Source organism: Shewanella sp. OMA3-2 (assembly GCF_021513195.1).
In the GTDB taxonomy this organism is placed as follows: Bacteria; Pseudomonadota; Gammaproteobacteria; order Enterobacterales; family Shewanellaceae; genus Shewanella.
Genome location: NZ_CP090974.1, coordinates 2,701,173 through 2,727,636, shown reverse-complemented (window position 1 = coordinate 2,727,636; position 26,464 = coordinate 2,701,173). Strand labels below are relative to the sequence as shown.

At 40.2% G+C, this 26,464-nt stretch carries 21 protein-coding genes, 3 tRNA genes and 2 pseudogenes; 14 read left to right on the top strand and 12 right to left on the bottom strand.

From position 1 onward, the window contains the following. Nucleotides 1-2 precede the first annotated feature (2 nt). A pseudogene (gene rrtA, locus L0B17_RS12120) lies at nt 3-625 on the bottom strand (rhombosortase). A gap of 8 nt (nt 626-633) precedes the next feature. Beyond that, nucleotides 634-1,347: a 7-cyano-7-deazaguanine synthase QueC gene (gene queC, locus L0B17_RS12115; RefSeq protein ID WP_235085120.1), complete on the bottom strand. Its 714-nt coding sequence runs from the start codon at nt 1,345-1,347 to the stop codon at nt 634-636. Nucleotides 1,348-1,532: 185 nt separating this feature from the next. Here queC and queE point away from each other — a divergent pair, with 185 nt between their 5' ends. Next, nucleotides 1,533-2,201, top strand: a complete 669-nt coding sequence (gene queE / locus L0B17_RS12110) for a 7-carboxy-7-deazaguanine synthase QueE (RefSeq protein ID WP_235085118.1) — start codon at nt 1,533-1,535, stop codon at nt 2,199-2,201. 42 nt (nt 2,202-2,243) lie between these two features. Here queE and L0B17_RS12105 read toward each other — a convergent pair whose 3' ends face one another. From L0B17_RS12105 to L0B17_RS12090, 4 genes are all read right to left on the bottom strand, one after another. Continuing rightward, complete coding sequence (locus L0B17_RS12105; RefSeq protein ID WP_235085116.1) at nt 2,244-3,317, bottom strand: PLP-dependent cysteine synthase family protein; 1,074 nt, start codon at nt 3,315-3,317, stop codon at nt 2,244-2,246. Nucleotides 3,318-3,504: 187 nt separating this feature from the next. Further along, nucleotides 3,505-3,589 (bottom strand) — tRNA-Tyr (locus L0B17_RS12100). Between the two features lie 29 nt (nt 3,590-3,618). Beyond that, a tRNA-Tyr gene (locus tag L0B17_RS12095) sits at nt 3,619-3,703 on the bottom strand. 38 nt (nt 3,704-3,741) lie between these two features. Beyond that, nucleotides 3,742-3,826: transfer RNA gene (locus tag L0B17_RS12090), tRNA-Tyr, on the bottom strand. A 125-nt stretch (nt 3,827-3,951) separates the two neighbouring features. Here L0B17_RS12090 and L0B17_RS12085 point away from each other — a divergent pair. The 3 genes from L0B17_RS12085 to L0B17_RS12075 all read left to right on the top strand — a co-directional run bounded on the left by L0B17_RS12085 (nt 3,952) and on the right by L0B17_RS12075 (nt 7,311). Next, nucleotides 3,952-4,449 (top strand): VC2046/SO_2500 family protein, encoded by a 498-nt coding sequence (locus tag L0B17_RS12085; RefSeq protein WP_235085114.1) that lies wholly within the window; start codon nt 3,952-3,954, stop codon nt 4,447-4,449. 141 nt (nt 4,450-4,590) lie between these two features. After that, entirely contained in the window at nt 4,591-4,878 is a 288-nt protein-coding gene (locus tag L0B17_RS12080) for a DUF406 family protein (protein WP_235085112.1), read from the top strand. A 213-nt stretch (nt 4,879-5,091) separates the two neighbouring features. Next, nucleotides 5,092-7,311, top strand: coding sequence for a sensor domain-containing phosphodiesterase (locus L0B17_RS12075; RefSeq protein WP_235085111.1), 2,220 nt, complete (start codon nt 5,092-5,094; stop codon nt 7,309-7,311). Nucleotides 7,312-7,386: 75 nt separating this feature from the next. Here L0B17_RS12075 and L0B17_RS12070 read toward each other — a convergent pair whose 3' ends face one another. Next, nucleotides 7,387-7,905 (bottom strand): YchJ family protein, encoded by a 519-nt coding sequence (locus tag L0B17_RS12070; protein WP_235085109.1) that lies wholly within the window; start codon nt 7,903-7,905, stop codon nt 7,387-7,389. Further along, a complete protein-coding gene (locus L0B17_RS12065; protein ID WP_235085107.1) occupies nt 7,902-8,477 on the bottom strand; it encodes a DUF4440 domain-containing protein in 576 nt (191 codons plus the stop codon). The genes L0B17_RS12070 and L0B17_RS12065 overlap by 4 nt, the downstream gene beginning before the upstream one ends. 378 nt (nt 8,478-8,855) lie before the next feature. Between L0B17_RS12065 and L0B17_RS12060 the strand changes: the two genes are divergently transcribed. Then, complete coding sequence (locus L0B17_RS12060) at nt 8,856-9,008, top strand: Smr/MutS family protein (RefSeq protein WP_235085105.1); 153 nt, start codon at nt 8,856-8,858, stop codon at nt 9,006-9,008. Nucleotides 9,009-9,097: 89 nt separating this feature from the next. Here L0B17_RS12060 and L0B17_RS12055 read toward each other — a convergent pair whose 3' ends face one another. Then, nucleotides 9,098-10,966 (bottom strand): M2 family metallopeptidase, encoded by a 1,869-nt coding sequence (locus L0B17_RS12055; RefSeq protein ID WP_235085104.1) that lies wholly within the window; start codon nt 10,964-10,966, stop codon nt 9,098-9,100. Nucleotides 10,967-11,159: 193 nt separating this feature from the next. On the opposite strand from L0B17_RS12055, the gene L0B17_RS12050 reads away from it, so the two are divergent. From L0B17_RS12050 to L0B17_RS12035, 4 genes are all read left to right on the top strand, one after another. After that, nucleotides 11,160-11,801, top strand: coding sequence for a TetR/AcrR family transcriptional regulator (locus tag L0B17_RS12050; protein ID WP_235085102.1), 642 nt, complete (start codon nt 11,160-11,162; stop codon nt 11,799-11,801). A 22-nt stretch (nt 11,802-11,823) separates the two neighbouring features. After that, nucleotides 11,824-14,100: an acyl-CoA dehydrogenase gene (locus tag L0B17_RS12045; protein WP_235085100.1), complete on the top strand. Its 2,277-nt coding sequence runs from the start codon at nt 11,824-11,826 to the stop codon at nt 14,098-14,100. A gap of 310 nt (nt 14,101-14,410) precedes the next feature. Continuing rightward, nucleotides 14,411-14,722 (top strand): hypothetical protein, encoded by a 312-nt coding sequence (locus L0B17_RS12040; protein ID WP_235085099.1) that lies wholly within the window; start codon nt 14,411-14,413, stop codon nt 14,720-14,722. Nucleotides 14,723-14,778: 56 nt separating this feature from the next. After that, a complete protein-coding gene (locus L0B17_RS12035; protein WP_235085098.1) occupies nt 14,779-15,381 on the top strand; it encodes a GGDEF domain-containing protein in 603 nt (200 codons plus the stop codon). A gap of 148 nt (nt 15,382-15,529) precedes the next feature. Here L0B17_RS12035 and pyk read toward each other — a convergent pair whose 3' ends face one another. Together pyk and L0B17_RS12025 are read right to left on the bottom strand one after the other, a co-directional pair. After that, the gene (gene pyk / locus L0B17_RS12030) at nt 15,530-16,969 is read right to left on the bottom strand and encodes a pyruvate kinase (RefSeq protein WP_235085096.1); all 1,440 of its coding nucleotides are present in this window, start codon (nt 16,967-16,969) and stop codon (nt 15,530-15,532) included. 320 nt (nt 16,970-17,289) lie between these two features. After that, nucleotides 17,290-18,144 carry a MurR/RpiR family transcriptional regulator gene (locus tag L0B17_RS12025; RefSeq protein ID WP_226415929.1) on the bottom strand — a complete coding sequence of 285 codons (855 nt, stop codon included), beginning with the start codon at nt 18,142-18,144 and terminating at the stop codon, nt 17,290-17,292. A gap of 323 nt (nt 18,145-18,467) precedes the next feature. On the opposite strand from L0B17_RS12025, the gene zwf reads away from it, so the two are divergent. The 4 genes and pseudogenes from zwf (at nt 18,468) to L0B17_RS12005 (ending at nt 23,143) form a co-directional block, all read left to right on the top strand. Next, complete coding sequence (zwf, locus tag L0B17_RS12020) at nt 18,468-19,937, top strand: glucose-6-phosphate dehydrogenase (protein WP_235085095.1); 1,470 nt, start codon at nt 18,468-18,470, stop codon at nt 19,935-19,937. A 10-nt stretch (nt 19,938-19,947) separates the two neighbouring features. Beyond that, nucleotides 19,948-20,646: a 6-phosphogluconolactonase gene (gene pgl / locus L0B17_RS12015; protein WP_235085093.1), complete on the top strand. Its 699-nt coding sequence runs from the start codon at nt 19,948-19,950 to the stop codon at nt 20,644-20,646. Nucleotides 20,647-20,658: 12 nt separating this feature from the next. Then, a pseudogene (gene edd, locus L0B17_RS12010) lies at nt 20,659-22,484 on the top strand (phosphogluconate dehydratase). 17 nt (nt 22,485-22,501) lie between these two features. Then, nucleotides 22,502-23,143, top strand: a complete 642-nt coding sequence (locus L0B17_RS12005; protein WP_235085092.1) for a bifunctional 4-hydroxy-2-oxoglutarate aldolase/2-dehydro-3-deoxy-phosphogluconate aldolase — start codon at nt 22,502-22,504, stop codon at nt 23,141-23,143. A gap of 91 nt (nt 23,144-23,234) precedes the next feature. Here the strand turns inward: L0B17_RS12005 and pabB are convergent, their stop codons facing one another. Next, nucleotides 23,235-24,689, bottom strand: coding sequence for an aminodeoxychorismate synthase component I (gene pabB / locus L0B17_RS12000; RefSeq protein ID WP_235085090.1), 1,455 nt, complete (start codon nt 24,687-24,689; stop codon nt 23,235-23,237). A 162-nt stretch (nt 24,690-24,851) separates the two neighbouring features. Here pabB and L0B17_RS11995 point away from each other — a divergent pair, with 162 nt between their 5' ends. Next, nucleotides 24,852-26,399 (top strand): fumarate hydratase, encoded by a 1,548-nt coding sequence (locus L0B17_RS11995; RefSeq protein WP_235085088.1) that lies wholly within the window; start codon nt 24,852-24,854, stop codon nt 26,397-26,399. Nucleotides 26,400-26,464: the final 65 nt, after the last annotated feature.

The following is a 26,464-nucleotide window of genomic DNA, read 5'->3' as shown; positions in this document are numbered from 1 at the left end:
AGTTATTTTTTGTAGCGAAATTTGTTAGCAATAGTCAGCCAAAATATCGCGCATATTAGCCCAGCAACTAACCCAACTAAATGAGATTCAGTAGCCACCCGAGCATTAATTAATGCCGATATACCCGCACTTGCCCCAAAATACTGCTCATAACCGACCTTTGCTATTACGCCTATTAGCAGTAAATAGCCAGAACGTAACCCTTTACGGATATCCATTACCGCGCCAAAGGCAAATAAACCATGTAATAAGCCACTTAAACCCACATAGGCCTTTAGTTCCGGTAAAAGAGGTATAAACCAAGCCCTTCTAGAATACAAAGACACAGAAAAAGCAGCATCAATTTAGCCGTATGTCTTTGGTAATGTAATTCGTGTAAAAACACGATCACCCAAAATCCCGCCAAATTCATTACTAAGTGCCATACGTTAGTATGGAGTAAATTGCCGGTAAGAAGGCGCCAAATTTGTCCATTGGCAATAGCATCATGTTGAAATTTGAATAAGTAGTTGGTATCAACAATGATAGGATTAGTGATACTCAAGGCAAATAAAACAATACAGATGACACTTATAACCAAGGTGAAGTGATATGGCTTGATTAAGGATGACGTTGATTGGCCCATATTAACCTCTATGTCGATGACTGCATTTTAGCGTTCAATGACTGCATAACTTGTTGTTGATTTTGTAGATAATCATTTAATCCGCGTTGACGCAATAAACACGATGGGCAATCGCCACAACCGTCACCAATGATACCGTTATAGCAAGTCAGTGTTTGCTGTTTAACGAGATCTAATTGTTTGTATTTATCAGCTAAAGCCCATGTTTCAGCTTTGTTAAGCCACATCAATGGGGTAATGATTTTTAATGGTTTATCCATGCCTAAGGCTAAAGTGTGTTGCATTGATTTAACAAATTCATCTCTGCAGTCTGGATAGCCCGAAAAGTCTGTTTCACATACACCCGTAATAATGGCATCACAGCCGAGTTGATAAGCATATACGCCAGCTAGCGTGAGAAATAAGATATTTCGCCCGGGAACAAAAGTATTAGGTAAACCGTTATTCATTAATTCGTGAGACACTGGAATAGCATCTCGGGTTAATGCTGAAATGGCTAACTCGTTTAACAGTGTGGTGTCTAAAACTTTATGGCTGACTAAGTTAAGTTGTGTTGCCAGAGCTTTGGCTACATCAATTTCTTGTTTGTGGCGCTGGCCATAATCAAAGGTAATACCATGTACTTCATCATATTCGGTTAACGCTTGAATAAGGCAGGTGGTTGAGTCTTGACCACCACTGAAGACGACTAATGCTTTGCTTGGCAATGAAGATTGAGACATGAATAATAACCTAATGCTAAAGAGTATAAGAGGGTAATAATTTATTAATTATAGGTATTTTATCTTACAGTTTCCTGCAATAGCAAAGTTAATGGTTCATATATACCAATTGGCACACCACTAGCCTTGATACTGAGGTAGAAATAAACTATAAATGCGGCCCTAATGTATAAAGCAGGTGACAAATGAATTATCCAGTTAATGAAGTGTTTGAAACGATTCAAGGTGAAGGGGCTTTTACCGGTGTGCCCGCACTCTTTGTTCGTTTACAAGGCTGTCCGGTCGGGTGCTCTTGGTGTGACACTAAACAAACTTGGGATGTACTCGTTGAGAACAAGGTGTCACCTGAACAAGTCATCGCGGTTGATGGCACCATTGGCCGCTGGGCCAATCATGACGGCATGAGTCTTATAGCGGCATTTAGTCGTAAAAAGTATACTGCAAAACATGTGGTGATTACTGGTGGTGAACCTTGCTTGTATGATTTAACTGAGCTAACTAATCAATTAATTGGCTCAGGCTATAGCGTTCAAATTGAAACATCAGGAACTTTTGAGGTGCTTTGCCATCAAGATGCCTGGGTTACCGTGTCACCTAAAATCAATATGAAGGGCGGTTACAAGGTATTAAGCCAAGCATTAACACGTGCAAATGAAATTAAACACCCAATCGCCACAGATAAACATATTGAAGAGCTTGATGATTTACTAAAAGATATTGATGTAGAAGGTAAAACTATCTGCTTACAACCTATTAGCCAAAAGCCACGCGCGACAGCATTGGCGATGAAAGTATGTATTGAGCGGAACTGGCGTTTGTCGATTCAAATGCATAAATACTTGGATATTGATTAAGCCATAAAGGCAGCCCCAAAATATGTTTTGGGGCAAATCGATTTAGCAATCCAATGGACTGAGTAATCCACTTTGATTAAATTCACTGAGCTGTTGTTCAAACGGTTTAAAGCAACCGATATTGTTCTCAATCCATTGGGGATTATAGTAAGTATCTAGGTATCTTTCCCCCGCATCACAAATCAAAGTCACAATAGAGCCCACTTGCCCTTGTTTTTGCATTCGCGTGGCCAACAGTAATGCACCATATAAGTTTGTCCCTGTTGATGCCCCCGTTTTTCGACCTATCAAGGTTTCTAACCACTGCATAGTGGCAATTGATGCTCCATCGGGGACTTTATGCATTTCGTCTACGACACCAGCAATAAAGGATGGTTCGACCCTAGGTCGCCCAATGCCTTCAATTTTACTGCCTTTTTGGCCTGTCAGTGTTTTATCGCCACTGTGAAAATAATCATAAAAAACCGAGTTTTCAGGATCAACTACACACAGTTGAGTCGATAATTGTTGGTAGCGAATATAACGGCCAATAGTGGCGGAGGTACCACCAGTGCCAGGGCTCATCACAATCCAGTGGGGAATAGGGTGCGGCTCACGTTGCATTTGGATAAATATCGAGTCAGCAATATTGTTATTGCCTCGCCAGTCTGTGGCACGTTCTGCAAAAGTGAATTGATCCATGTAATGACCATTTAGTTCTTTAGCAAGACGTTCTGATTGTGCATATATTTGTCTGCTATTATCAACAAAGTGACATTGACCACCATAGAACTCAATCTGTTGAATTTTCTTTTTCGCCGTCGTTGAGGGCATCACAGCAATAAACGGCAAACCAATTAAACGTGCAAAATACGCTTCTGATACTGCTGTACTGCCAGAAGATGATTCAATAATGGTTGTATGTTGATTAATCCAGCCATTACACAGGGAATATAAGAATAATGAACGGGCCAAACGATGCTTTAAGCTGCCCGTAGGGTGGGTACTTTCATCTTTAAGATAAATATCAACGCCGTTAAGTTGTGGTAAATCGAGTTTTATAAGGTGAGTATCGGCAGAACGTTGATAGTCTGCATCAATCTTAGCAATGGCTTGGTTAACCCAATTAGTCGGCATGTTGTTGTCTCATTTTGATTGTTATTCAGACCAATCTTAAATAAAAAACATACTTAAACCTAGCGGGAAATAGAACAGGAGTAAAAAGATTAATCTGGGAGATAAAACTGAGGGTAAACGAATTGCAATTGTGATGTGTTAACTTTGAATTTAGCTTAATTCAAACTGTGGTGACATAAAGTAAAAATGGTGGAGGGAGAAGGATTCGAACCTTCGAAGGCTGAGCCGTCAGATTTACAGTCTGATCCCTTTGGCCACTCGGGAACCCCTCCACTGAATAGAGATAAATGAATAAGAAAGATGGTGGAGGGAGAAGGATTCGAACCTTCGAAGGCTGAGCCGTCAGATTTACAGTCTGATCCCTTTGGCCACTCGGGAACCCCTCCACATATTTCTTTTTCGTCTATCTAAATTACATCGCAAATGGTGGAGGGAGAAGGATTCGAACCTTCGAAGGCTGAGCCGTCAGATTTACAGTCTGATCCCTTTGGCCACTCGGGAACCCCTCCTCAATTGCGGCCGCCATAGTAGTCATAAACCCAAAATATGTAAAGGCTAAAAATGAATATTTTTCTAAAGTTTAGGTGTGTTTGGTCGATAAAATAGCATCGAGTCATAATAGTGTTGTTTTTATATGCAGATTGAGTCACTACTGGTCAATGAATTACAATTAGGCGGTCGTTTAAATGCGGCTGTCGAGAACCAGCGACGTGGTGAATTTGGTTTACTGCTAGCCATGTTGTCAGCAGACAGCAGTGATATGGCACAATTTCAGTTTGATAAAGACCTCACCATTAATCAAAAGCTCTATAAACAGTTTCAACTACAACAGCCACAAAAGTTAGTCGATGATTTATCCTCCATGACAGAACATGTTAATAATGGCGCTGTTTTTCATTCCCAAGGTTTACGTCAATTTCACTTACAACAAAGCTTATCTCCTGAGGCAATAGTGATACGTGGCAAACATGATGACGCTATGGTCCAAGCATTAGGTAATAGTAGCCATTTGGTGCGTACAAAATATGAAGGGCTAGACACTCACTATGAGGCCGTAGAAGAGATGCATTTTGTGGAACAATTAGAGCGTCAACGACAGATTAGTCAAACGATGGTAAAGCTCACAGCGTAAAGTACACATGCACATACTTAGTTATGGCATAGAAATAACCTTAAGTAGATTTGTGAGCCAAGTGAGGGAAATGGTCATTGAATTATTTTATGATGTTGAGATATAAATTTACGTTATACCTCAACATTTAAGTGGCCAACTATGATTAAAAAAATTAGACAACAACAGCAGAACGTAAATGACTCATGCCGTGATTGTGGCAGTGTTGTCGATATAGGTGCTGTAATTGATGAACATGATACTGAGCTAGTTTTAGTCTTTAAAACAGAAACGGCTCAAGCAGATGCTCAAAATATGATTGTCAAAGCACAAAATCGATTTGATCAGGTTAATGTTAAGGTTAATCAATTAGGTTATGAAGTTGAGTTAATCTTGGCGTTTTCGGTAACAGTTGAAAAAATGCTGTTCCAATTAGAAAATGGTTTGTAACTATTATGGGATATAAATAGTATTGCGATTTGTCAATTGTAAGTGTATCTTCACTCAAAATAATTTTATTATAACCTTTGATTATAAAAGGTTATAAAACAGCTTATAATAAAGCTCCCAACGGGATGCATTGAGTTATCTGCACGTTGCTGACTATAGCGGGCTAATAATAATTCAGTAGAATGACAATGTATGATGTCTTTCGGGAAACTAATGACACAAAAACAAAATCAGCACCTTTTAGAACTCATTGTAAATTCTAGCGCCAAACAGCAGGGTAACTTTACAAAAACCTCTGAACTGGTTAGTAAGCTATTGCAGCAACATTTTATCGCTTCTTTAGTTTCAGTTTGGCTATTTGATGAAAAATTTGATAGCACAAAAACTGCTGAGGTTAGGGCTGAACAAAGCTCTTTCTTATCCTGCTCTAAAAGGTTAATTGCTCATTATTGCCAAACCCACCATAACGACCCAAAACATACTCTAGATACCAAACAATCGGACATAGAGTTCAGCTATTTTGAACAGCTAAAGAATCATCGTTATATTGCGGTGAATCATATTTTGCCGACTGACCAGCTAATTCACTCATTTGATTATTATCAAACCAATCATATTGTTAGTACTCTTAATGTTGCTATTCGTATTAATGGCCACATTGAAGGTGTGTTATCTATTGAATTTAAAACATTATTTGAATGGTCGCTTGACCAAATTCAAATTGTAATTCAGTGCGCTGATCAGCTCGCATTAACTTTAGCAACCCGTCACTCCTATGATAAATCAGAGCAAATTCATTTATTGCGTAATGCGACAGAACATTCAGACCATGTAGTTATGATTGTTAACACTGACACCTTAATGGTGGATTATGTCAACTTCGCTCACCAAAAAATGACAGGGTTATTACGCAGTGATATTGAACATCATAGCGTGATGAATTTAGATATATTTAGAAATAACCCTGATACTCTGCAATATATGTTAGATAAAATTGCCAATAATGAAAGTGTTGTTGGCGACATAAAACTTAAGCGTATCGATAATAAATACTATTGGTTGCATTACCATGTTACTGGGTTTATGACAGAACAAGGTAACCGCTATGCACTAGTGTCAAGCTATGATATTTCTTCACAATTTGAACATAAAGCAGAGTTAGAACATCTTGCATGGCACTGTAGTTTAACTGGATTACATAATCGGTCTTACTTTACGCCACAGCTGGATAAAGCCCAAGAAGGTATATTATTACTGGTGGATTTATTAGGTTTTAAACGTTTCAATGATACCAACGGACACGTACAAGGTGATCTGTTATTAATTGAGGTTTCTAGGCGTTTAAAGCACTTTGCAGCAAACCATAAAGCAATTGATGTGGCTCGAATTGGCAGTGATGAATTTTGTATTTTATTGCCCAAAATGATGCCAGAAAAAGAATTAGACGGATTGGTGAGTAAACTCATTAACAATTTATCAGCCTTTATGATTATAAATAGAGAAAAAGTTGAGCCTAAACCGGCTGTCGCTATTGTCGATATTGGTTCGGTAATTGATCTATTTTCACCTTTATCCTGTGCCGATATTGCATTGCAATGCGCAAAAAAGCAGTCCAACGGTTATTACCAATTTTTTAACCAAGAATTACTCGAACAATTTAAAAGTGATGCCAATATAGAAAAAGATTTACAGTATGCGATTAAAGGTCGTCAATTTGAGCTGTATTATCAACCACTAATGGATTTTGAGAGTCATCAGTATGTTGGTGCTGAGGCATTAATTAGATGGAATCATCCTCGTCAAGGGGTGTTATATCCAGGGGCATTTATTGAAATAGCTGAGCAGTCGGGCATGATTAATGCAATTGGCTCATGGGTATTAGAAACCGCATGTAAACAATTAAACTTGTGGCAGCATAAAAATGTTGGCATTACTATGCATGTTAATGTCGCGGCAAGACAGTTTTTTAGTGGTGATTTATTTGAACAAGTTTGGGATCTGTTAAATCGTTATCGTATTAAACCAAGAAGTCTTATTCTTGAAATTACTGAAACTGAACTTATGGGCGATATTCGTTATGCCATTAACCTTTGCCATGAGCTGGCTGATTTAGGTGTCGGGATAGCTATTGATGATTTTGGTACTGGCTACAGTTCAATGAAGTACCTTAAACAGTTTCCTATCACTAAGCTGAAAATAGATCGTTCATTTATAATGGATATATCATCCAGTAAGCAGAGCCGTGAAATTGTTAGTGCGATAATCGCGATGGCTAAAGCGCTGAATATGTCGATCACAGCTGAAGGGGTTGAAACGGTTGAGCAAGCAGAGTTTTTAGAGAAAATGATGTGTGATCAAGCACAAGGTTACTTATATAGCCCAGCTATTAGAGTCAATGATTTTAATGATTTAGTCCTAAATTCACTACAATAGCTGGCGGTACTAATCGCTCACGACGAGTAAAATCGCGCCGACTGAATAATCCTACTATTCTATGTATAGCCAGCATTAGCTGATACAACATTGTTTAAATTTCTTACCACTTTGGCACACACATGGATCATTCCTCCGCGGTAAATCAACCTCCATTTGCACACCTTGAGTATAAAACCATTTACCTTCGTGTCGCACAAAATGTGACTCTTCAAAAATAGCATCAACGCCTTTATCAAGCTTATACCAGGCTTTAAATACCACAATGGCTTGTACGGTATCGATAAATGTAAGATTAAAAGCCGGATGACTTTTATCTATCAATTGATGTGTTAATACCTGCAAACCTAACCATAATGTATTACCTTGGGATAGTTTTTCTGTCGTTAAGTCTGCCAAATATCGTGGGTGATGGGTATTGATTAAATAGTCGAACTCACCCACAACAAATGCACAATAACGAGAGCGCATTAATGTGTCGGCACTGTCAGCAACGCGTTGTTGTGTGTGATAAGCATGGCAACAAGCTTGGTAGGTTATACCGCTAAGGCATGGGCAGGGTTGATTATAGTTAAAGGTAGCAGATAGCATCATTGAGCTTGTTCTGTAGCTTGTTGAATAAATTGCTTACCGTAATACCAGTTAGGCATAGGTTTGGCGCGGTAATAAAATTCAGGTTTTGAACGAGTGTTAGAATCAACATTTATTTGCCATTTGCCTTCGGCGGTACGCTTGGCGACGGTGACAAATTTGCCGGCAAACTCACTGATGGGCTCGCCTGATTCTTTACCTGGGTGGAATCTAACCAAGTAATAACCTATATCGGTCGATTGGTCTTCTGATAACTGACGAACCGCCACGCGAAAATCAATTTCAATTTTAGCGTTTTTTCGTTTAATTTTATCAAAAAAATTACGGTATAAATTAATAATATTTTGCTTACCGTAAAGTATGTCTTTATCTTGTGTTTCAGATATATACACAGCATTGTCACTATATATATCATTAAGAACCTCAATATTAAGGTTATAAAACCCCTTTGCTAGGAGGGTATAATTTTCGTTCAGCATGTCATTATCTGCATTTGTATTACTGTAACCTGGCATTGAGGCGATAGTGGCAAGCAGACAGACTAGTATCATTATTACGGGTTTTAAAAGCTTCATTAAAACAAGTTTCTCGTCAAATTGATTTATTTTACAACATTGTAGGTACTATAAATTATTCTTTACCGTCGCCATAGAACATAATCATTACAAAGTGTGTAGGGAAGTAATGTGCTTCAAGATGATAAAGTACTATTTTTTTGAAGAGATGTTTGGTGTCATACCGTTAATTAAGGATATCAATAAAACACAAGCTGTAAGCTTGGTTGATCCATCTTGATCAACAGCAGGGCAATTAGCCAAGCAAGGTGCATTAAACCAGCATGAGTTATTTGCTGTTTTACCGCTGATGCCTTATCAATTTTCGCCAGTTAATCCAGATGAAATAGTCAGTCATTAGCATGATGGGATGCAGATGCCGTTTTTAAACAATTACCCTTGGGTTTTAATGATATTAAAACCAGTTTAGATGTGCATGAGTATTACTTACCTCAAGCAAGGCTAAATTTAGTTAATTGTATTTTTGGCGCGTTTGAACGGGGAGAGCGTAATATTCTGGTTATTCATGGTAAAGGCAGTGGCGTTCGATAAGTAAAGTCGATAAGCAGAGAAATAAAAAACGCCAAATATTCTTGGCGTTTTTACTTCAGTCGCATCACATCATGATATCGCTTAAATAACTACCAACCACATTGACGGTTAGCATTGCTATTTTGTTTATCTAGCCAAATGTGTAACGGAGCAAAGTAATCAAGTACCGCCTTAGCATCCATTTGCTTAGTGCCTGTCACGATATTTAATGCTTCAGGCCATGGCTGACTAGCCCCTATTTCCAGCATTTCATTTAATTTAGCCCCAGCCTCTTTATTACCGTAAATACTGCAGCGATGAACTGGTCCTTTATCTTGTGCAATATCACAAAGGGCTTTATGGAATTGGAATTGCAGCACATGTGCTAGAAAGTAGCGGGTGTACGGGACATTACCAGGGACATGGTATTTAGCGCCTGGGTCAAAATCCATTTCGGTTCTGGTAATAGGAGCTTTAACTCCTTGATATTTTTCACGCAACTCCCACCAGGCTTGGTTATAGTTTTCTGGCTTAATAGTGCCGTTAAATACCTGCCAACGCCATTGGTCTATCATTAAACCAAATGGCATAAAGGCGACTTTATCTAATGCTTGTTTTAGTAACAAGCCAATATCTTTATCAGCATCTGGTAAGGTATCAAGTAGGCCAATTTGTTGTAGATACTTTGGGGTAATAGATAATGCAATGGTGTCGCCAATTGCTTCATGAAATCCGTCATTAGCGGAGTTTTTGAAAATAAAAGGTTGATCTTTATAGGCTCTTTGGTAGAAGTTATGACCTAACTCATGGTGAATAACGCTAAAGTCAGCAGATGTTTTTTGGATGCACATCTTGATACGAAGATCATCTAAATTGTCTAAGTCCCATGCTGAAGCGTGGCAGATGACGTCACGGTCTTGTGGCTGTACAAATAACGAGCGAGTCCAAAAGGTGTCAGGTAAATCTTCAAACCCAAGCGAAGTAAAAAAACCTTCAGCTTGTTTAACCATTTTGACTTCATCATAGCCATTTTTCGCCAGTAGCGCGGTAACATCATAACCTGGGTCGGCATTATCTGGGGCGACTGAGTCATAAATAGTCCCCCACTGTTGTGCCCACATATTACCTAATAAATGCGCCAGGATAGGACCGGTATTTGGGGCGACATCATCCCCGTATTGCTCATTCAACTCGCCACGAACATAACAATGAAGTGAATCATATAAAGGTTTTATTTGTCCCCATAGCCTATCCAACTCGGCAGAAAACGCGTCGGGTTTCATATCATATTGGCTGCGCCATAATTCTGATAAATCTTGATAACCTAGATCTCGTGCGCCTTCATTAGCTAATTCAACTTCACGTTGAAATAATGGCCGCATGGGTTTAGCTATTTCACGCCAGCCTTGCCAAGCTTCTAACAGTACAGCAGGATCATTTGAAGCAGCCATTAAATTTGATAATTCAGGTTGCGTTAGGCACTTTCCATCGGCAAAGCAATACTTACCTTTACCGTACATCCCATTTAATTCAGAGCTGATTTTTGCCAGCTCTGCATTTTTAACTGGGTCTAGTGGTGCAGGTAACACTAAGCTACTGCGTAAACTATTTAGCTTACGGGCGTTAACTGCGTCTAGTTTTACATTGGCAAACTTGGCAGCTTCAGTTGCATAGCGCACTGATGTTGAAATGACTTTCTCGCCCATTGCAGCAGAAAGCGCCGCGGTATCTTCAGTAATAAAATTAGAATATATCCATTCAGCGCGATTAGCTTCAATGGATAGGTTGGCAAGCTCTGCTTCTGCTTGATTAATGAAGGCAATGGCTGTTGTTGAATTAATCTCAGCCGAGGGAGTCTTGCTCGCATCTTGTATTGATTCAACTGTGGGCAGATTATCTTGTTCACCACATGCGGTGATACCCAGTGATAATGCGATTAAAAGAGCAATTTTAGACGGTTGTTTTAAAGCTCGTTTCATTTGTTATGTCCTTATTGTTATTTTGGACAACAGTGTACATAAATTTTTTATATATTACATATAAGTTAAAAATGTTGCGCTGTTTAAGGCGTTAGGACCGGTTTTTGCTGCGAAAATAAGCCAAATTTAAATTGACATCTGTGCGCTCAATGATTAATTTAAACAGGTGTTTAAATTGAGAGTGGGTTAGAGGATGGCAAGTCGTACTGATACGAAAACAAGAATTCTAGATTCAGCAGAAAAACTGTTTGCTGAGAGAGGGTTTTCAGAAACGTCATTGCGTTTAATCACCAGCAAAGCTGAGGTTAATTTAGCTTCGGTTAATTATCATTTCGGTTCCAAAAAAGAGTTAATTAGAGCAGTATTAGCGCGTTATCTTGACGTGTTTATGCCTGCTGCGGCAAATGAGATAAAGCGTTTACATCTAGCGCCAGAACATGCCTCGCTTAATGATATTTTTTCATGCTTAATCAAACCATTATTAGAACTTAATAAGGTGAGAAATGGCGGCACTATTATATTCCTGCAGTTGCTTGGTCGTGGCTATATTGAAAGCCAAGGACATTTACGTTGGTTTATCACTACGCATTATGGGCAATATTTGACTACCTTTGTACAAGCTGTCACCGCCAGCGTGCCGCACATACCTCAGGTTGAAATGTTTTGGCGTTTGCACTTTACGCTTGGCACTATGGTATTCACTATGGCATCAGCCGATGCATTAAATGAAATTGCCGCTTCAGATTACGGCGAACACAATAATATTGAAGCAATTATAAGAAAAGTTATTCCCTATATGGCAGCGGGTGTTGCCGTGCCAGTAATGTCCAACTAGTTAAAACTTAAGAAGGTTAAAAATGAGTATCATCATATTGCTTATTATTGCAATCATAGTGCTCTTCGGAGTGCGAAATATCAGGATGCAAGTTATTACGCGTCCTGCATTTGCGTTTTTTAAAAAAGTACTTCCTCCGTTATCTAGCACTGAAAAAGAAGCTATGGAAGCGGGTGATGTATGGTGGGAAGGTGAGCTATTTCGCGGTAAACCGGATTGGAATAAATTACATGGTTACGCAAAACCGACCTTAACTGCTGACGAACAGAGCTTTTTAGACAATCAAGTTCAAACTGCATTAACTATGATTGACGACTATGACATTGTGCATAATCGTAAAGACTTACCACCTGAACTGTGGCAATACTTTAAGGAAGAGGGCTTTTTTGCGCTAATTATTCCTAAAAAATATGGCGGTCGTGAGTTTTCTGCTTTTGCTAACTCAACCATAGTGGCGAAAATAGCGACTCGCAGTGTAAGTGCCGCGGTGACGGTTATGGTGCCTAACTCTTTAGGCCCTGGCGAGCTATTAACCCATTATGGTACTCAAGAGCAGAAAGATCGTTGGTTACCGTCTTTAGCTGTAGGTAAAGATATTCCGTGTTTTGCATTAACCGGTCCTGAGGCGGGCAGTGATGCTGGCGCTATTCCCGATATCGGTGTGGTGTGTCGTCAAGAGTTTGAAGGCGAAGAGACTTTAGGTCTGAGTCTAACGTGGAACAAACGTTATATTACCCTAGCGCCTGTTGCTACTGTGTTAGGTTTAGCATTTCAAATGCGCGATCCTGATAAACTATTAGGTGATAAGAAAAACCTGGGTATTACCTGTGCACTTATTCCAACTGATCACCCAGGTGTTGAAATTGGACGTCGTCATAATCCATTAATGATGGCCTTTATGAACGGCACCACAAGCGGCAAAGATGTGTTTATCCCATTAGACTGGATCATTGGTGGTCCACAATATGCCGGTAAAGGTTGGAGAATGTTAGTTGAATGTCTGTCAGCTGGTCGCGGTATTTCTTTACCCGCTTTAGCAACCGCATCAGGCCATATTACCACCAAGACAACAACGGCTTATAGTTATGTTCGTCAACAATTTGGTATGCCAATTGGTAACTTTGAAGGTGTGCAAGAAGCGCTGGCTCGCATCATTGCCAACACATATCAATTAGAAGCAGCACGCCGTCTAACCACTACGGGTATTGATGCAAATGTTAAGCCGTCAGTGGTTACCGCAATTGCTAAATATCACATGACTGAACTTGGTCGTGATGTGTTAGAAGATGCTATGGATATTCAGTCTGGTAAAGGCATTCAGCTAGGACCTAAAAATTATTTAGGTCATGCGTTTATGGCAAACCCAATTTCAATTACCGTCGAGGGTGCGAATATTTTAACCCGCTCGTTGATGATTTTTGGACAAGGGGCTACACGTTGCCATCCATATGTGCTTGCCGAAATGGAAGCCGCTGGAATGGAAGATGAAACGGCGGCGGTAGATCGCTTTGATCAACTGCTATTAGGCCATATGGGTTATGCTACTCGTAATGCATTGAGTTCATTTGCTAATGCACTCACTGGTAGTCGATTCTCATCTTCGCCTGTCAGCGGTCCAACCCAAAAGTATTATCGTGATATGAATCGTATATCGTCTTCATTAGCGATTATGACTGACTTGTCGATGTTAATAATGGGCGGCGATTTAAAGCGTAAAGAAATGATTTCTGCCCGTATGGGTGATGTATTAAGTCAGCTGTATTTAGCATCAGCGACCTTAAAGTTCTATGAAGATAATGGTCGTCAACAAGATGACTTACCAAGTGTTCATTATGTCATGTCACAGCGTTTACACTTTGCTGCCAAAGCATTGGAAGATGCTATACGTAACTTCCCAAGTAAAATAGCGGGTATATTGTTACGTGTGCTTATTTTTCCATTAGGTAATCACTTCAATGCGCCAAGTGATAAAGCCGCTGTTGAATTGGTTAAAGGTATGCTTAAACCAAGCCCAGCACGTGATCGTATCACATTCTTATGTGGCGAGTTTGAAGGCGATACCAGCGGCATTGCTGAAGTTGAAGATGCGTTTCTTGCAAAATATGCCGCAAGAGATCTGTACAAAAAGCTTAAGAAAGCTCAACGTAGTGGTCATATAAAATCTAAGCTGCCTATGCTTGAGTTATTTGATGTGGCGTTAAAGAAAGATATTATTACCGAAGCTGAATTCCAGCAGTTACTTGAAGCGGATAAAAAACGTTTAGCCGCCATCAATGTAAATGACTTTGAAAAGCTCTAATCGTTTAATTTTTTAGCTTATCATCAAAAAACGCTGATATTGTTCAGCGTTTTTTTTTAGTGTTGTTATAGCTGTAACCATATAAACCTATGCAAGTCACTCTACTCACGCAAAATGGCCATATTCAGAGAACAACAGTCGTATTAGAATCCACTCTTAGTCTTATTCAAATGCAGTTTGTATAGCCTATACTGGTAAAATAACTTACATTTAACAAGCGTGTGATTTCGATATTATTAAGCAATAAAACTGACAGCTTGTAAGTATATTCGACAGGTATCAATATAAATAAGTTCATGATGAGAACCCTATGATCAATCAACTGCAGATAAAGTATCAACTGTCTTTATTGTTATTACTTAGTGTTGTAGCAATATTGGGTGTTTTTCCATTCGTCATTACCCGTTATCTTGCAGGAAATTTCGTCGCAGCAATGATTGATATGATGCTAGTGCTGGGTATTATAGTGTTAGTCGCTTATGCATATCACTCGAAAAAAATTAGGCTTGTGAGTGCAGCAATTGCATTATTTATCAACATGGGTGTAGTCGCTATTGTCATTAAGAATGGGCTAGATAGCTTTCTATGGGTTTACCCTGTTTTTGCCAGTACTTTTTTTTAATTAAACCAGTTGAAGCTTTATTGCTCAATATTATCGCTGGAATTTCTATTGTGACTATGTCTGATATTTTGGACTCCGTCTCACTAGACTCCTATGCTGTCACTATTTTAATGTTGTCGATGTGCGTGTTTATATATGCTAACCACAGTGCTAAGCAGTTTCTATTACTGAAAACGCTGAATAGTGTTGATGAGCTTACTGGTGCGTTTAATCGACGAGCCATGAGAACCGGTATGCAAGCTGCATTGTCTGATGCTGAAAATAATGATACTCAACAGCTATTAGCCATTCTAGATATGGATTACTTTAAAAAGGTAAATGATAATTACGGTCATGCTGTTGGTGATCAAGTACTTAAAGATTTTGTCCGTATAACTACATCACATATTGGTAAAAATGACAGACTTTATCGATTCGGTGGAGAAGAGTTTGTATTATTGGTCCCAAATTATACTGATCAATCTACTTATATAACGGCTCTTATGGCGGCGATTAAAAAGGAGTTAAAAACGCCAGATGGTAAAATCATAACTGTATCATATGGTGTGGCTAAGTGGCTGCCTGGAACCACAATCGATACTTGGTTAAAGCGTGCTGATGTGGCGCTTTATCTTGCTAAGGAAAAGGGACGTGACTGCGCTGTGTATAATGATGATTAGCTTGGTGTGTTAACATCATCACAGGTTTGTTCGCGAACGGTATTTTTTATATAGTTTACCAAACCAAACCAAACCAAACCAAATAACAAAAACGCCAATCATATGATTGGCGTTTTAAATGAATTTGGCTAATGCCGCGCGATTAAGATTAAGCGACGACTAACACTTTACAAGTATTAGTACCGCCAATGGTTTCCATTGCATCACCTTTGGTCATTAATACCATGTCACCACTGCTTAAGTAACCTGCAGCAACCATAGTGTTTAATGCCTCACGTGCCAATTCATCGGCGCTGTATGCCGTTGAATCAAAATACATAGGTTGTACACCACGGTATAATGCCATTGTTGCTAAGGTTTTCTGATGACGAGAAAGGGCAAATATTGGCAATGCAGAACTAATACGAGACATTAGTTTTGCCGTTGCACCAGATTCTGTTAATGAAATAATCGCTTTTACACCTTCAAGGTGGTTTGCTGCATACATAGTAGACAGTGCAATTGTTTCTTCAATAGAAGTAAAGTTTTGCTCTAAACGATGCTTAGACACCATCACACTTGGGTGTGACTCAGCACCAAGACAGACATTGGCCATTGCTCTAACGGTTTCTTCAGGGAAGTCACCTGCAGCAGTTTCAGCAGACAACATCACCGCATCAGTACCATCAAGCACGGCGTTTGCTACGTCCATCACTTCTGCACGGGTAGGCATTGGGCTAGAAATCATTGATTCCATCATTTGAGTTGCAGTAATAACTGCTTTATTCAATTGACGTGAACGTTGAATTAAACGTTTTTGAACCGCAACCAGTGCAGCATCACCAATTTCAACACCTAAGTCACCACGGGCAACCATGACCACATCTGATGCTCTGATCACATCATCCATTGCTTCGTCAGTTGCAACCGCTTCAGCACGCTCAACTTTAGCAACAATAAGGGCATGACTACCGGCTTCAACAGCCAATTTACGGGCTAGATCTAAATCAGCACCAGTACGTGGGAACGACACAGCTAAATAGTCAACATTGATTAATGCCGCTGTTTTGATGTCGGCCATGTCTTTTTCAGTCAATGCTGGCGCAGTTAAACCACCCCCTTTTTTGTTGATGCCTTTATTATTTGATAAAGGACCTGCAACAGTAACTGTTGTAAAAACTTTATTACCTTCAACGCTGTCAACTCGAAGCTGAACACGACCATCATCCAGCATTAAGATATCGCCAATCACCACATCTCTTGGTAATTCTTTATAGTCGATACCCACTTGCTGTTGATCGCCTTCACCTTTGCCTAAATCGGCATCAAGGATAAATTTATCCCCTAAAGTCAGCTTAATTTTCATGTTGTCTTTAAAGGTAGAAACACGAATTTTAGGCCCTTGTAAATCGCCTAAAATGGCGACGTGTAGACCAAGCTCTTTGGCGATAGCGCGAACATCATTGGCGCGTTTTAGGTGATCTTCAGCTGAACCGTGTGAAAAGTTCATTCGAACCACGTTGGCGCCAGCTATAATAATTTTACGTAAATTATCATCGCGATCAGTAGCTGGACCTAAAGTTGTAACGATTTTTGTTCTGCGGAACATGACATACTCCGTTATATAAAAGGAAAGTTTTAAAGATTTAAAGTTTTTGTAAAAAATTAGGTTATTAAAAGTACGCCAAAACTGGGTACTAAAAATGATGTATATATAGTAACAGACATTCTTTTAAAATGTAGTAAAGTTACCAACAAATAGTCAGTGTTTAATGTGTGTTTTTTGTGACAGATAAATCATTTTTAGTAAAAAAAAGGCTAAAAGACACCAGTCTCTAGCCTTTTAAACAAAAGAATAACAGCTAAATTTAGCCGTTATTATTTAATAATTTTGTTGTAAGTCACATTCATAATGAGCACAAATAGGGTTTAAATGGTCATATCTCGGTTTACACGAGACTCTTTTAGTACTTCTTTTACACGCTTCAAATTATCGCGAAAACGCGGGCCGCGGCGTAAAGTAAACCCTGTGGCGAGCACATCTATGGTGACAAGCTGTGCTAAACGAGAAGCCATTGGTAAGTATAAATCAGTGTCTTCTGGTACTTCCATGGTCACAGGAAGCGTGCATTCAAGTGAAAGCGGGGAGTTTCGGGCGGTTATTCCTATGACGGCCGCGCCATTTTCACGAGCGATGCGGGCTATTTCTATTAGTGATTTAGTCCTGCCTGTGTGTGAAATCAACACCACGACATCACCTTCATTGCAGTTAATACAGCTCATGCGTTGCATGAGTACATCATCAAAACAGATGACGGGTACATTGAAGCGGAAAAACTTATTTTGGGCATCATGCGCTACCGATGCAGAGGCGCCTAGGCCAAAAAATGAGATTGTTTTAGCTTGAGTGAGTATATCAACTGCTTTATTTATTGCCGCTATATCTAAGCTTTGGCGGGCGGTATCAAGCGATGCCATTGAAGATTCGAATATTTTTGTTGTATAGGACTCTGGGGTGTCATCTTCTTCAACATGGCGACTGACATAAGGTGTGCCATTAGCAAGACTTTGAGCTAAATGTAACTTAAAATCAGGGAAGCCCTTGGTGTCTAAACGGCGGCAGAAACGATTAACCGTAGGTTCACTGACATCGGCCATCTTTGCTAAAGTAGCAATGCTGGAATGGATAGCTGTTTGTGGTGAAGCCAAGATAACTTCGGCGACCTTACGCTCCGACTTACTAAATTTCGCAAGGTTGTTTTGAACCTTTTCAAGTGTATTCATAATCATGCATCCGCCAATATAGGGTAATGTAATTTTAAATCAGAAGTTTATTTAATAGAGGAAATTAAGTTGTTTTTTTACCTCTGAAAGTCAATTGTAGTAAATTTTCAGTAGTTCTTGAATTGACAAAACTTCTGTCACTGTCTGTGAGTGGAGAAAATCATAGCAGATAACGTATCAAAATGACTATATAGCTATCAAGAGATTAATTGCAAAATATAGATGCATAAATCAAATTCTGTTGTTATATTACAACAAAAGTGTGTTTTTATTCATCGTTTAGAACGATTCAAACACAAAATAATAAAGGAGAGTCGTCACCAATGGGCAAATCATCAAGTGCGAAGGCGTGTGATTTTGTATTGTTTGGAACCAAAGGGGACCTTGCAAGACGTAAACTATTACCTTCTCTGTACCAACTAGATAAAGCTGAGTTATTAGATAAGGACACCAAAGTTATCGGTGTTGCTAAAGATGCCTTTACTCAGGAACAATTCATCGAGCTTGTCACCAAGGCGTTAAACACTTTTGTAAAGGATGAAATTTGTCCGGAGACACTTGGGCGTTTCTTAGGCCGTTGTCATTACATAGGCACTAATTTTACTGAGCCTGAAGGTTATGCGGCATTCCATGATTTATTAGAACCGACAAAGCGAGTGATGGTGAATTACTTTGCTACGCCGCCTTCAATTTTTGGTGCTATCTGTCGCTGTCTTAATGAGCAAAAATTAATTCATGCTGATACCCGTGTGGTGTTAGAAAAACCGATAGGTACTGATTTAGAATCGTCTCACGTTATTAATGATCAAGTTGCAGAGTTCTTTAATGAGAATCAGGTTTACCGTATCGATCATTATTTAGGTAAAGAAACGGTGCAGAATTTGATTGCACTGCGTTTTGCTAATTCATTATTTTCGTCTAAGTGGGACAACCGCACGATTGATCATGTACAGATCACTGTAGCAGAAGAAGTTGGGATTGAAGGGCGTTGGGGATATTTTGACGGCGCAGGTCAAATGCGCGATATGATCCAAAACCATTTATTGCAGGTGTTAACACTTGTGGCAATGGACCCGCCAGTTAACTTAGATGCTGACAGCATTCGCGATGAAAAAGTAAAAGTGCTTAAATCGCTACGACCAATTAATCAAGACAATGTGTATGAAAATACCGTTCGTGGTCAATACAGTGCAGGCTTTTTGAAAGGCTCTCCTGTTCCGGGTTATTTGGAAGAAGAGGATGCTAATCAGAAATCTAATACTGAAACATTTGTGGCATTACGGGTTGATATTGATAACTGGCGTTGGGCTGGCGTACCGTTTTACTTACGCAGTGGTAAGCGTATGCCGTTCAAAAGCAGTGAAATTGTGGTTTATTTCAAAAATCCGCCGCATAACCTGTACCGTGCAAGCTACCGAAATTTGCCACCGAATAAGTTGACTATTCGTTTACAACCCCATGAAGGGGTTGAGATCCAGATGATGAATAAAGTCCCAGGTCTGGAGCAAAAACAGCGCTTGCAAACCACCAAGTTAGATTTAAGTTTTTCTGATACCTTCAAAAACGAGCGCATTGCTGATGCTTATGAACGTTTATTGCTGGAAGCTATGCTAGGTAATCAAGCATTGTTTGTGCGCCGTGATGAAGTCGAACAAGCTTGGAAGTGGGTTGATGGCATTATTCAATCTTGGGAGCTAAGTGGCGAGCGTCCTAAGTCATATCCAGCTGGAACATGGGGGCCTGTAGCCTCGGTTGCCTTGATCACTAAAGATGGTCGCTCTTGGGATGAATAAGGAAAGTAACATGATTAAAGAAAGCGTATTTAAATCATTCGAAACACCTGCATGTCTTGAATCGAGCTTAGCAGATAAAATTGCTAATCAATTACAAGATGCGATAGATAATCGCGGTAAAGCCAGCTTGGTGGTATCAGGCGGTTCTACTCCACTGAAATTATTTCAATTACTCAGTCATAAAACCTTAGAGTGGAGTGAAGTCTATATCACTCTTGCCGATGAGCGTTGGGTTGAAGCTGATGAAAATGACTCGAATGAGCGTTTAGTGCGTGAGCATTTATTACAAAATCGGGCCGCTAACGCTAAATTTCGTGGTCTTAAGAATATGTTTGCTAGCCCAGAAGCCGGCGCGGCAATGGCAGGGGAGTCGTTAGCGAATTTTCCACGTCCATTTGACGTCGTCATTTTAGGCATGGGTACCGATGGACATACCTGTTCATGGTTCCCTTGTAGTACAGAATTAGATAACGCATTAACTACCCAAGAGGTGTGCGCCGCGGTTAATCCGACTACGGCTCCGCATGCCAGAATTACCTTATCTAAAGACGCCATTTTAAACAGCCGTCAGATTTATTTACATCTGGTTGGTGAAGCAAAATTAGCCGTTTATCATCAAGCTCTTGAGAGTGATGATGTAACAAAAATGCCCATTAGAGCCGTTTTAGCGCAACATAAAACGCCCGTTGACGTGTTCTACAGCGCATAAAGGAGTTGTCACATGCACTCAGTTGTCCAGTCGGTTACTGATAGAATTATTGAACGTAGTAAAAATTCACGTAAAAACTATTTAGCAGCAATTGAAGAGGCTAAAGCCAAAGGTGTTCATCGCAGTGCGTTAAGCTGCGGCAACTTAGCCCATGGCTTTGCGGCTTGTAAACCTGCGGAAAAAGATTCGTTACGTCAGTTTACGAAAGCTAATATAGGTATTGTCACCTCGTTTAACGACATGCTTTCAGCACATCAACCCTATGAAGATTACCCTAAGCTATTAAAGCAAGCCTGTGAAGAAGTTGGCAGTGTTGCCCAAGTTGCTGCGGGTGTTCCTGCAATGTGTGATGGTGTGACCCAAGGTCAGCCAGGTATGGAGCTAAGCTTATTAAGCCGTGAAGTGATTGCGATGGCAACTGCGGTAGGCTTGTCACACAACATGTTTGATGGTGCTTTATTACTGGGTATTTGTGACAAAATTGTACCAGGTCTACTGATCGGTGCATTAAGTTTTGGCCACTTGCCGATGATGTTTGTGCCGGCAGGTCCAATGAAGTCAGGTATACCCAATAAAGAGAAAGCCCGCGTTCGCCAAAAGTTTGCCCAAGGCCTAATCGGTCGTGATGAGTTATTAGCAGCTGAATCAGCATCTTACCACAGTGCGGGTACATGTACTTTCTATGGTACAGCTAACTCTAACCAATTAATGCTTGAAATCATGGGTTTACAGTTGCCTGGGTCATCGTTTGTTAACCCTGATGATCCACTTCGTGAAGTATTAAGCAAAATGGCAGCGAAGCAAATATGTCGTTTAACTGAAATGGGCACGCAGTACACTCCAATTGGTGAAGTGGTTTGTGAAAAATCAGTTGTAAACGGTATCGTTGGCATACTGGCAACAGGTGGTTCAACTAACTTAACCATGCACATTGTTGCCGCCGCTCGCGCCGCTGGCATTATCGTTAATTGGGATGACTTCTCAGATTTATCTGATGCAGTGCCTTTACTGGCCCGTGTTTATCCTAATGGTCATGCTGATATTAATCACTTTCATGCAGCAGGCGGAATGGCCTTACTCGTAAAAGAATTACTGGATGGCGGATTATTACATGAAGATGTCAATACCGTTGCTGGTTTTGGCTTACGTAAATACACCCAAGAGCCGAAGCTGATTGATGGTCAATTGCTTTGGGTTGATGGTATTTCCGAATCATTAGATAAAGAAGTGTTAACGCATTTAGCCACACCTTTTCAAGCTAATGGCGGACTTAAATTACTCAAAGGTAATTTAGGCCGTGCAGTGATTAAAGTCTCAGCTGTGCCAGATAACAACCGAATAGTTGAAGGTCCTGCGATTGTAATTAACGATCAAAATGACATTGATGCGTTATTTAAAGCCGGTGCTTTAGACCGAGATTGCGTGGTTGTAGTTAAAGGTCAAGGCCCTAAAGCCAATGGTATGCCTGAGCTACATAAGCTGACTCCTTCCTAGGCAGTTTGCAGGATAAAGGTTTTAAAGTGGCATTAGTCACCGACGGTCGTATGTCTGGTGCATCAGGCAAAGTGCCAGCCGCTATTCATTTAACACCAGAAGCACTAGATGGCGGAATGATTGCCAAAGTTCAAGATGGCGATTTAATTCGTGTTAATGCTAATACAGGTGAATTGACATTATTGGTTGATGCAGCCGTTCTCAATGCGCGCGAAGCTAGCGTGGTTGATTTACATCATTCAAGTTATGGCATGGGTCGTGAGCTGTTTGGTGCTTTACGCCGCAGTTTAAGCAGCCCAGAAACCGGTGCAAGAAGCACCAGTGCTATTGACGAAATTTACTAATTAAGGAAAAGTAACGAATGTCTGACAATAACTGGTCGCTTCAACCACAAGATGTGTTTAAGCGTAGTCCTATTGTACCTGTAATGGTTATCAATAAAATCGAGCATGCTGTGCCTTTAGCAAGAGCACTTGTAGCGGGTGGCATTAGTGTTTTAGAAGTGACTTTACGTACCCCTTGCGCACTTGAAGCAATAGCTAAAATTGCCAAAGAAGTCCCTGAAGCGCTAATCGGTGCAGGTACTATTTTAAATGAAGCTCAATTAAAGCAAGCCGTTGATGCTGGATCACAGTTTATTATCACCCCAGGTGCCACTGTTGATTTACTTAAAGCGGCTAAAAAAGGCAAAGTGCCTTTAATTCCAGGTGTGGCGAGTATTTCTGAGGTTATGGTAGGCATGGAATTGGGTTATACCCATTTTAAATTCTTTCCAGCAGAAGCTTCAGGTGGCGTGAATGCGCTTAAGTCATTCTCTGGCCCTTTAGCCAATATTCGTTTTTGTCCTACGGGCGGAATTAGTCCAGCCACATATAAAGACTACTTAGCATTAAGTAATGTTGACTGTATTGGCGGTAGTTGGATAGCACCAACAGATGCTGTTGACTCTGAAGATTGGGCACGTATTACCCAGCTGTGTAAAGAAGCGTTAAACGGCCTGTAAACCGTTTAATAAACAAAAAGCCAGCAATGATTTGCTGGCTTTTTTGTGGTTAACTTTTCACTTAACACTCATACTAAGCACTAACTATTTATTATCTTATAACTTTAAGTAAAGGCAGTATTTTACTGACTTTGTCAAAACACTCTTGATATTCTGCTTCGGCATTTGAGTCTGCTACCACGCCACCGCCAGCCCAACAGTAAATGCGATTATTTTCAGTGACTAAGGTTCTAATGGTAATACTGGTGTCCATAGTGCCATCTTGACTGATATAACCAATACTGCCGCAATACATACTGCGCCTAGAAGGCTCTAACTCTTCAATAATTTCCATTGCCCGTATTTTGGGCGCGCCAGTAATTGACCCGCCAGGGAAACAAGCTTTTAATAAATCAGTTGCACTGTAAGCAGAGGCTAAAGTAGCAGTAACAGTGCTGACTAAATGATGCACAGCGGGAAAGCTTTCAATCGCAAACAGCTGCGGTACAGCGACACTGCCAGGGGCTGCGACTTTGCCAATATCATTACGCAGCAGATCCACTATCATGACATTTTCAGCGCGATCTTTTTCAGATAACTGTAATTTAGCCGCTTGTTGTTTATCTAAAACAGTGTCGTCTACTCTGGGTAATGTACCTTTAATCGGCTTAGTTTGAATATTATCACCATGCAATTGTATGAAGCGTTCTGGAGAAATAGATAATATCGTGTGTTTTGGCAAACGTATAAAGGCTGAGAAGGGGGCTTTATTCGCTTGCGTTAACTGACAATAAGCTTGCCACTCATTACCTTGGTATTGAGCTTCGAATCGTTGGGTTAAGTTAATTTGATAGCAATCACCACTTAATAAATACTCTTGGACTCGATTAAAGTGGCTTAAATAGGTTTGCTTACTTGTTTGATTGTGCCAATCAGTCGTTAATGAAAATGTGTCACTTGGGCAAGATGCGGGTGGTAACGATTTAAGCCGTATTAACTGCTCAATGGTCGCAGCAATAGAGTGTGATTGCGCCGCGCCATCATAGGCAATATGAACCCAATTCTTATTTACATAATCATAAACTAAGCATTGATCGTAAAAGCCAATACTGAGCTCACTAAAATCAATGTCTTTAGTGGCTTTTTCTGTAATGTGTTCAACTGAGCGGCCAAGATCATAACTTAGTGCCCCCAATGCGCCACCACTAAATGGATAAATACAAGGGTGTTTTATTGGATATAACTGCGTTAAACAATATTTTAAGCTATCAAATGGGCTTTGGGGATTATTCAAAAAACGCTGCTGAATATCACTAAACTGAGTCGATAGCGTTTGCTGATGTTCATCTGCTAATCTGGGTTCAAAACAAAGCACATTATTATGACTGATTAGAGTCGCAATAGGATTAAAAACGATAATATCAAAACGGGCATCTTGATGCGTAGCATTAGCAGAATCGAGAAACATTGACCAAGGTAGATGACTGACTAATTCAAATAAATACTGGCTAGAATAAGTCCAAGTTAATGGCGTAATCATTAATGCATTGTCACCACGCGGTTTCATCAATTACCCTTAAATAAAATGTGCTGTAGCTCAAAAAGGATGGAAAGAGTATCATATTGGCCATAAAAGAATTATACCAAAACCCAAAATAACGTTGATTTGATCAACTTTACATAAAAACGATAAATAAGTTAGGCCGCATGGCTGCTGGAGCGCCCCATTATGTCTATGAACACCCACAATTCATCTTCACCTGTAGTGATTAAACAGGCAGATTTTATTGAAAGTATTGAAGATTCTCTACAGTACATTTCTTACTATCACCCTAAAGATTTTGTTGACGCTATGTATGCTGCATATCAGCGCGAGCAAAGTGTTGCGGCAAAAGATGCTATTGCACAAATCTTAATTAACTCACGTATGTCTGCAGAGGGTAAGCGTCCACTTTGCCAAGATACCGGCATTGTGACCACATTTGTTAAAATTGGTATGAATGTGAGTTGGGATAAAACCGACATGACCGTTCAGGAAATGGTTGATGAAGGTGTGCGCCGTGCATACACCAATCCAGACAACCCATTACGTGCCTCTATTGTGGCAGACCCTGCCGGTGCCCGTAAAAACACCCGTGATAACACACCATCGGTTGTGCATATTGATATGGTTGCGGGCAATCATGTTGAAGTGATGATTGCGGCTAAAGGCGGCGGATCAGAAAATAAATCTAAAATGGCGATGCTAAATCCATCAGATGATATTGCTGCTTGGGTAGAAAAAACTTTGCCGACTATGGGCGCAGGCTGGTGTCCACCAGGCATGTTGGGAATAGGTATTGGCGGCACAGCTGAAAAAGCGGCTGTAATGGCAAAAGAATCGTTAATGGACCCGGTTGATATTCATGAGTTAATCGCTAAAGGCGCTGAAACCACTGAAGAAAAACTGCGCTTAGATATTTTCGAACGTGCTAACAATCTAGGTATAGGCGCACAAGGTTTAGGCGGATTAACCACGGTTTTAGACATTAAAATTAAATCAGCGCCAACCCATGCAGCTTCTAAGCCTGTGGTGATGATCCCCAACTGTGCAGCAACTCGCCATGTACATTTTCATTTAGACGGTACAGGCCCAGCAGATTTAGTGCCACCATCATTAGCAGACTGGCCAGAAATCACCCGTGAAGCGGGTGAGAATACCCATAGAGTGAATTTAGACAACATTACTCAAGCTGAAATAGAAACCTGGAAGAGTGGTGATACCTTATTACTGAACGGTAAAATGCTCACCGGTCGTGATGCGGCGCACAAACGCATTCAAACCCTACTAGATTCAGGTGAAGGTTTACCGGCTGGAGTTGACTTTAAAGGTAAGTTTATTTATTACGTTGGTCCAGTTGATCCTGTTGGCGATGAAGTCGTCGGTCCAGCGGGGCCAACTACAGCCACCCGTATGGACAAGTTTACCGATATGATGCTGGAAAAAACCGGATTAATGGGCATGATTGGTAAATCTGAACGTGGACCAGAAACCGTTGCTTCGATTAAGAAACACAAAGCCGTTTACTTAATGGCTGTTGGCGGCGCAGCCTATCTAGTGTCAAAAGCGATTAAAAAATCTCGCGTAGTTGCCTTTGAAGAGTTGGGCATGGAAGCGATATACGAATTTGAAGTTCAAGACATGCCAGTAACAGTAGCGGTTGATTCTAATGGGGTAAATGCCCATGAAACCGGGCCCGCTATTTGGAAAATTAACATTGCCAATAGTAAAGCTTAATTTAAGCTTGTCACTGTAAACTAATGTGACTTAAACGCTCAAGCGTCTTTATTGTTTAAAGGTTG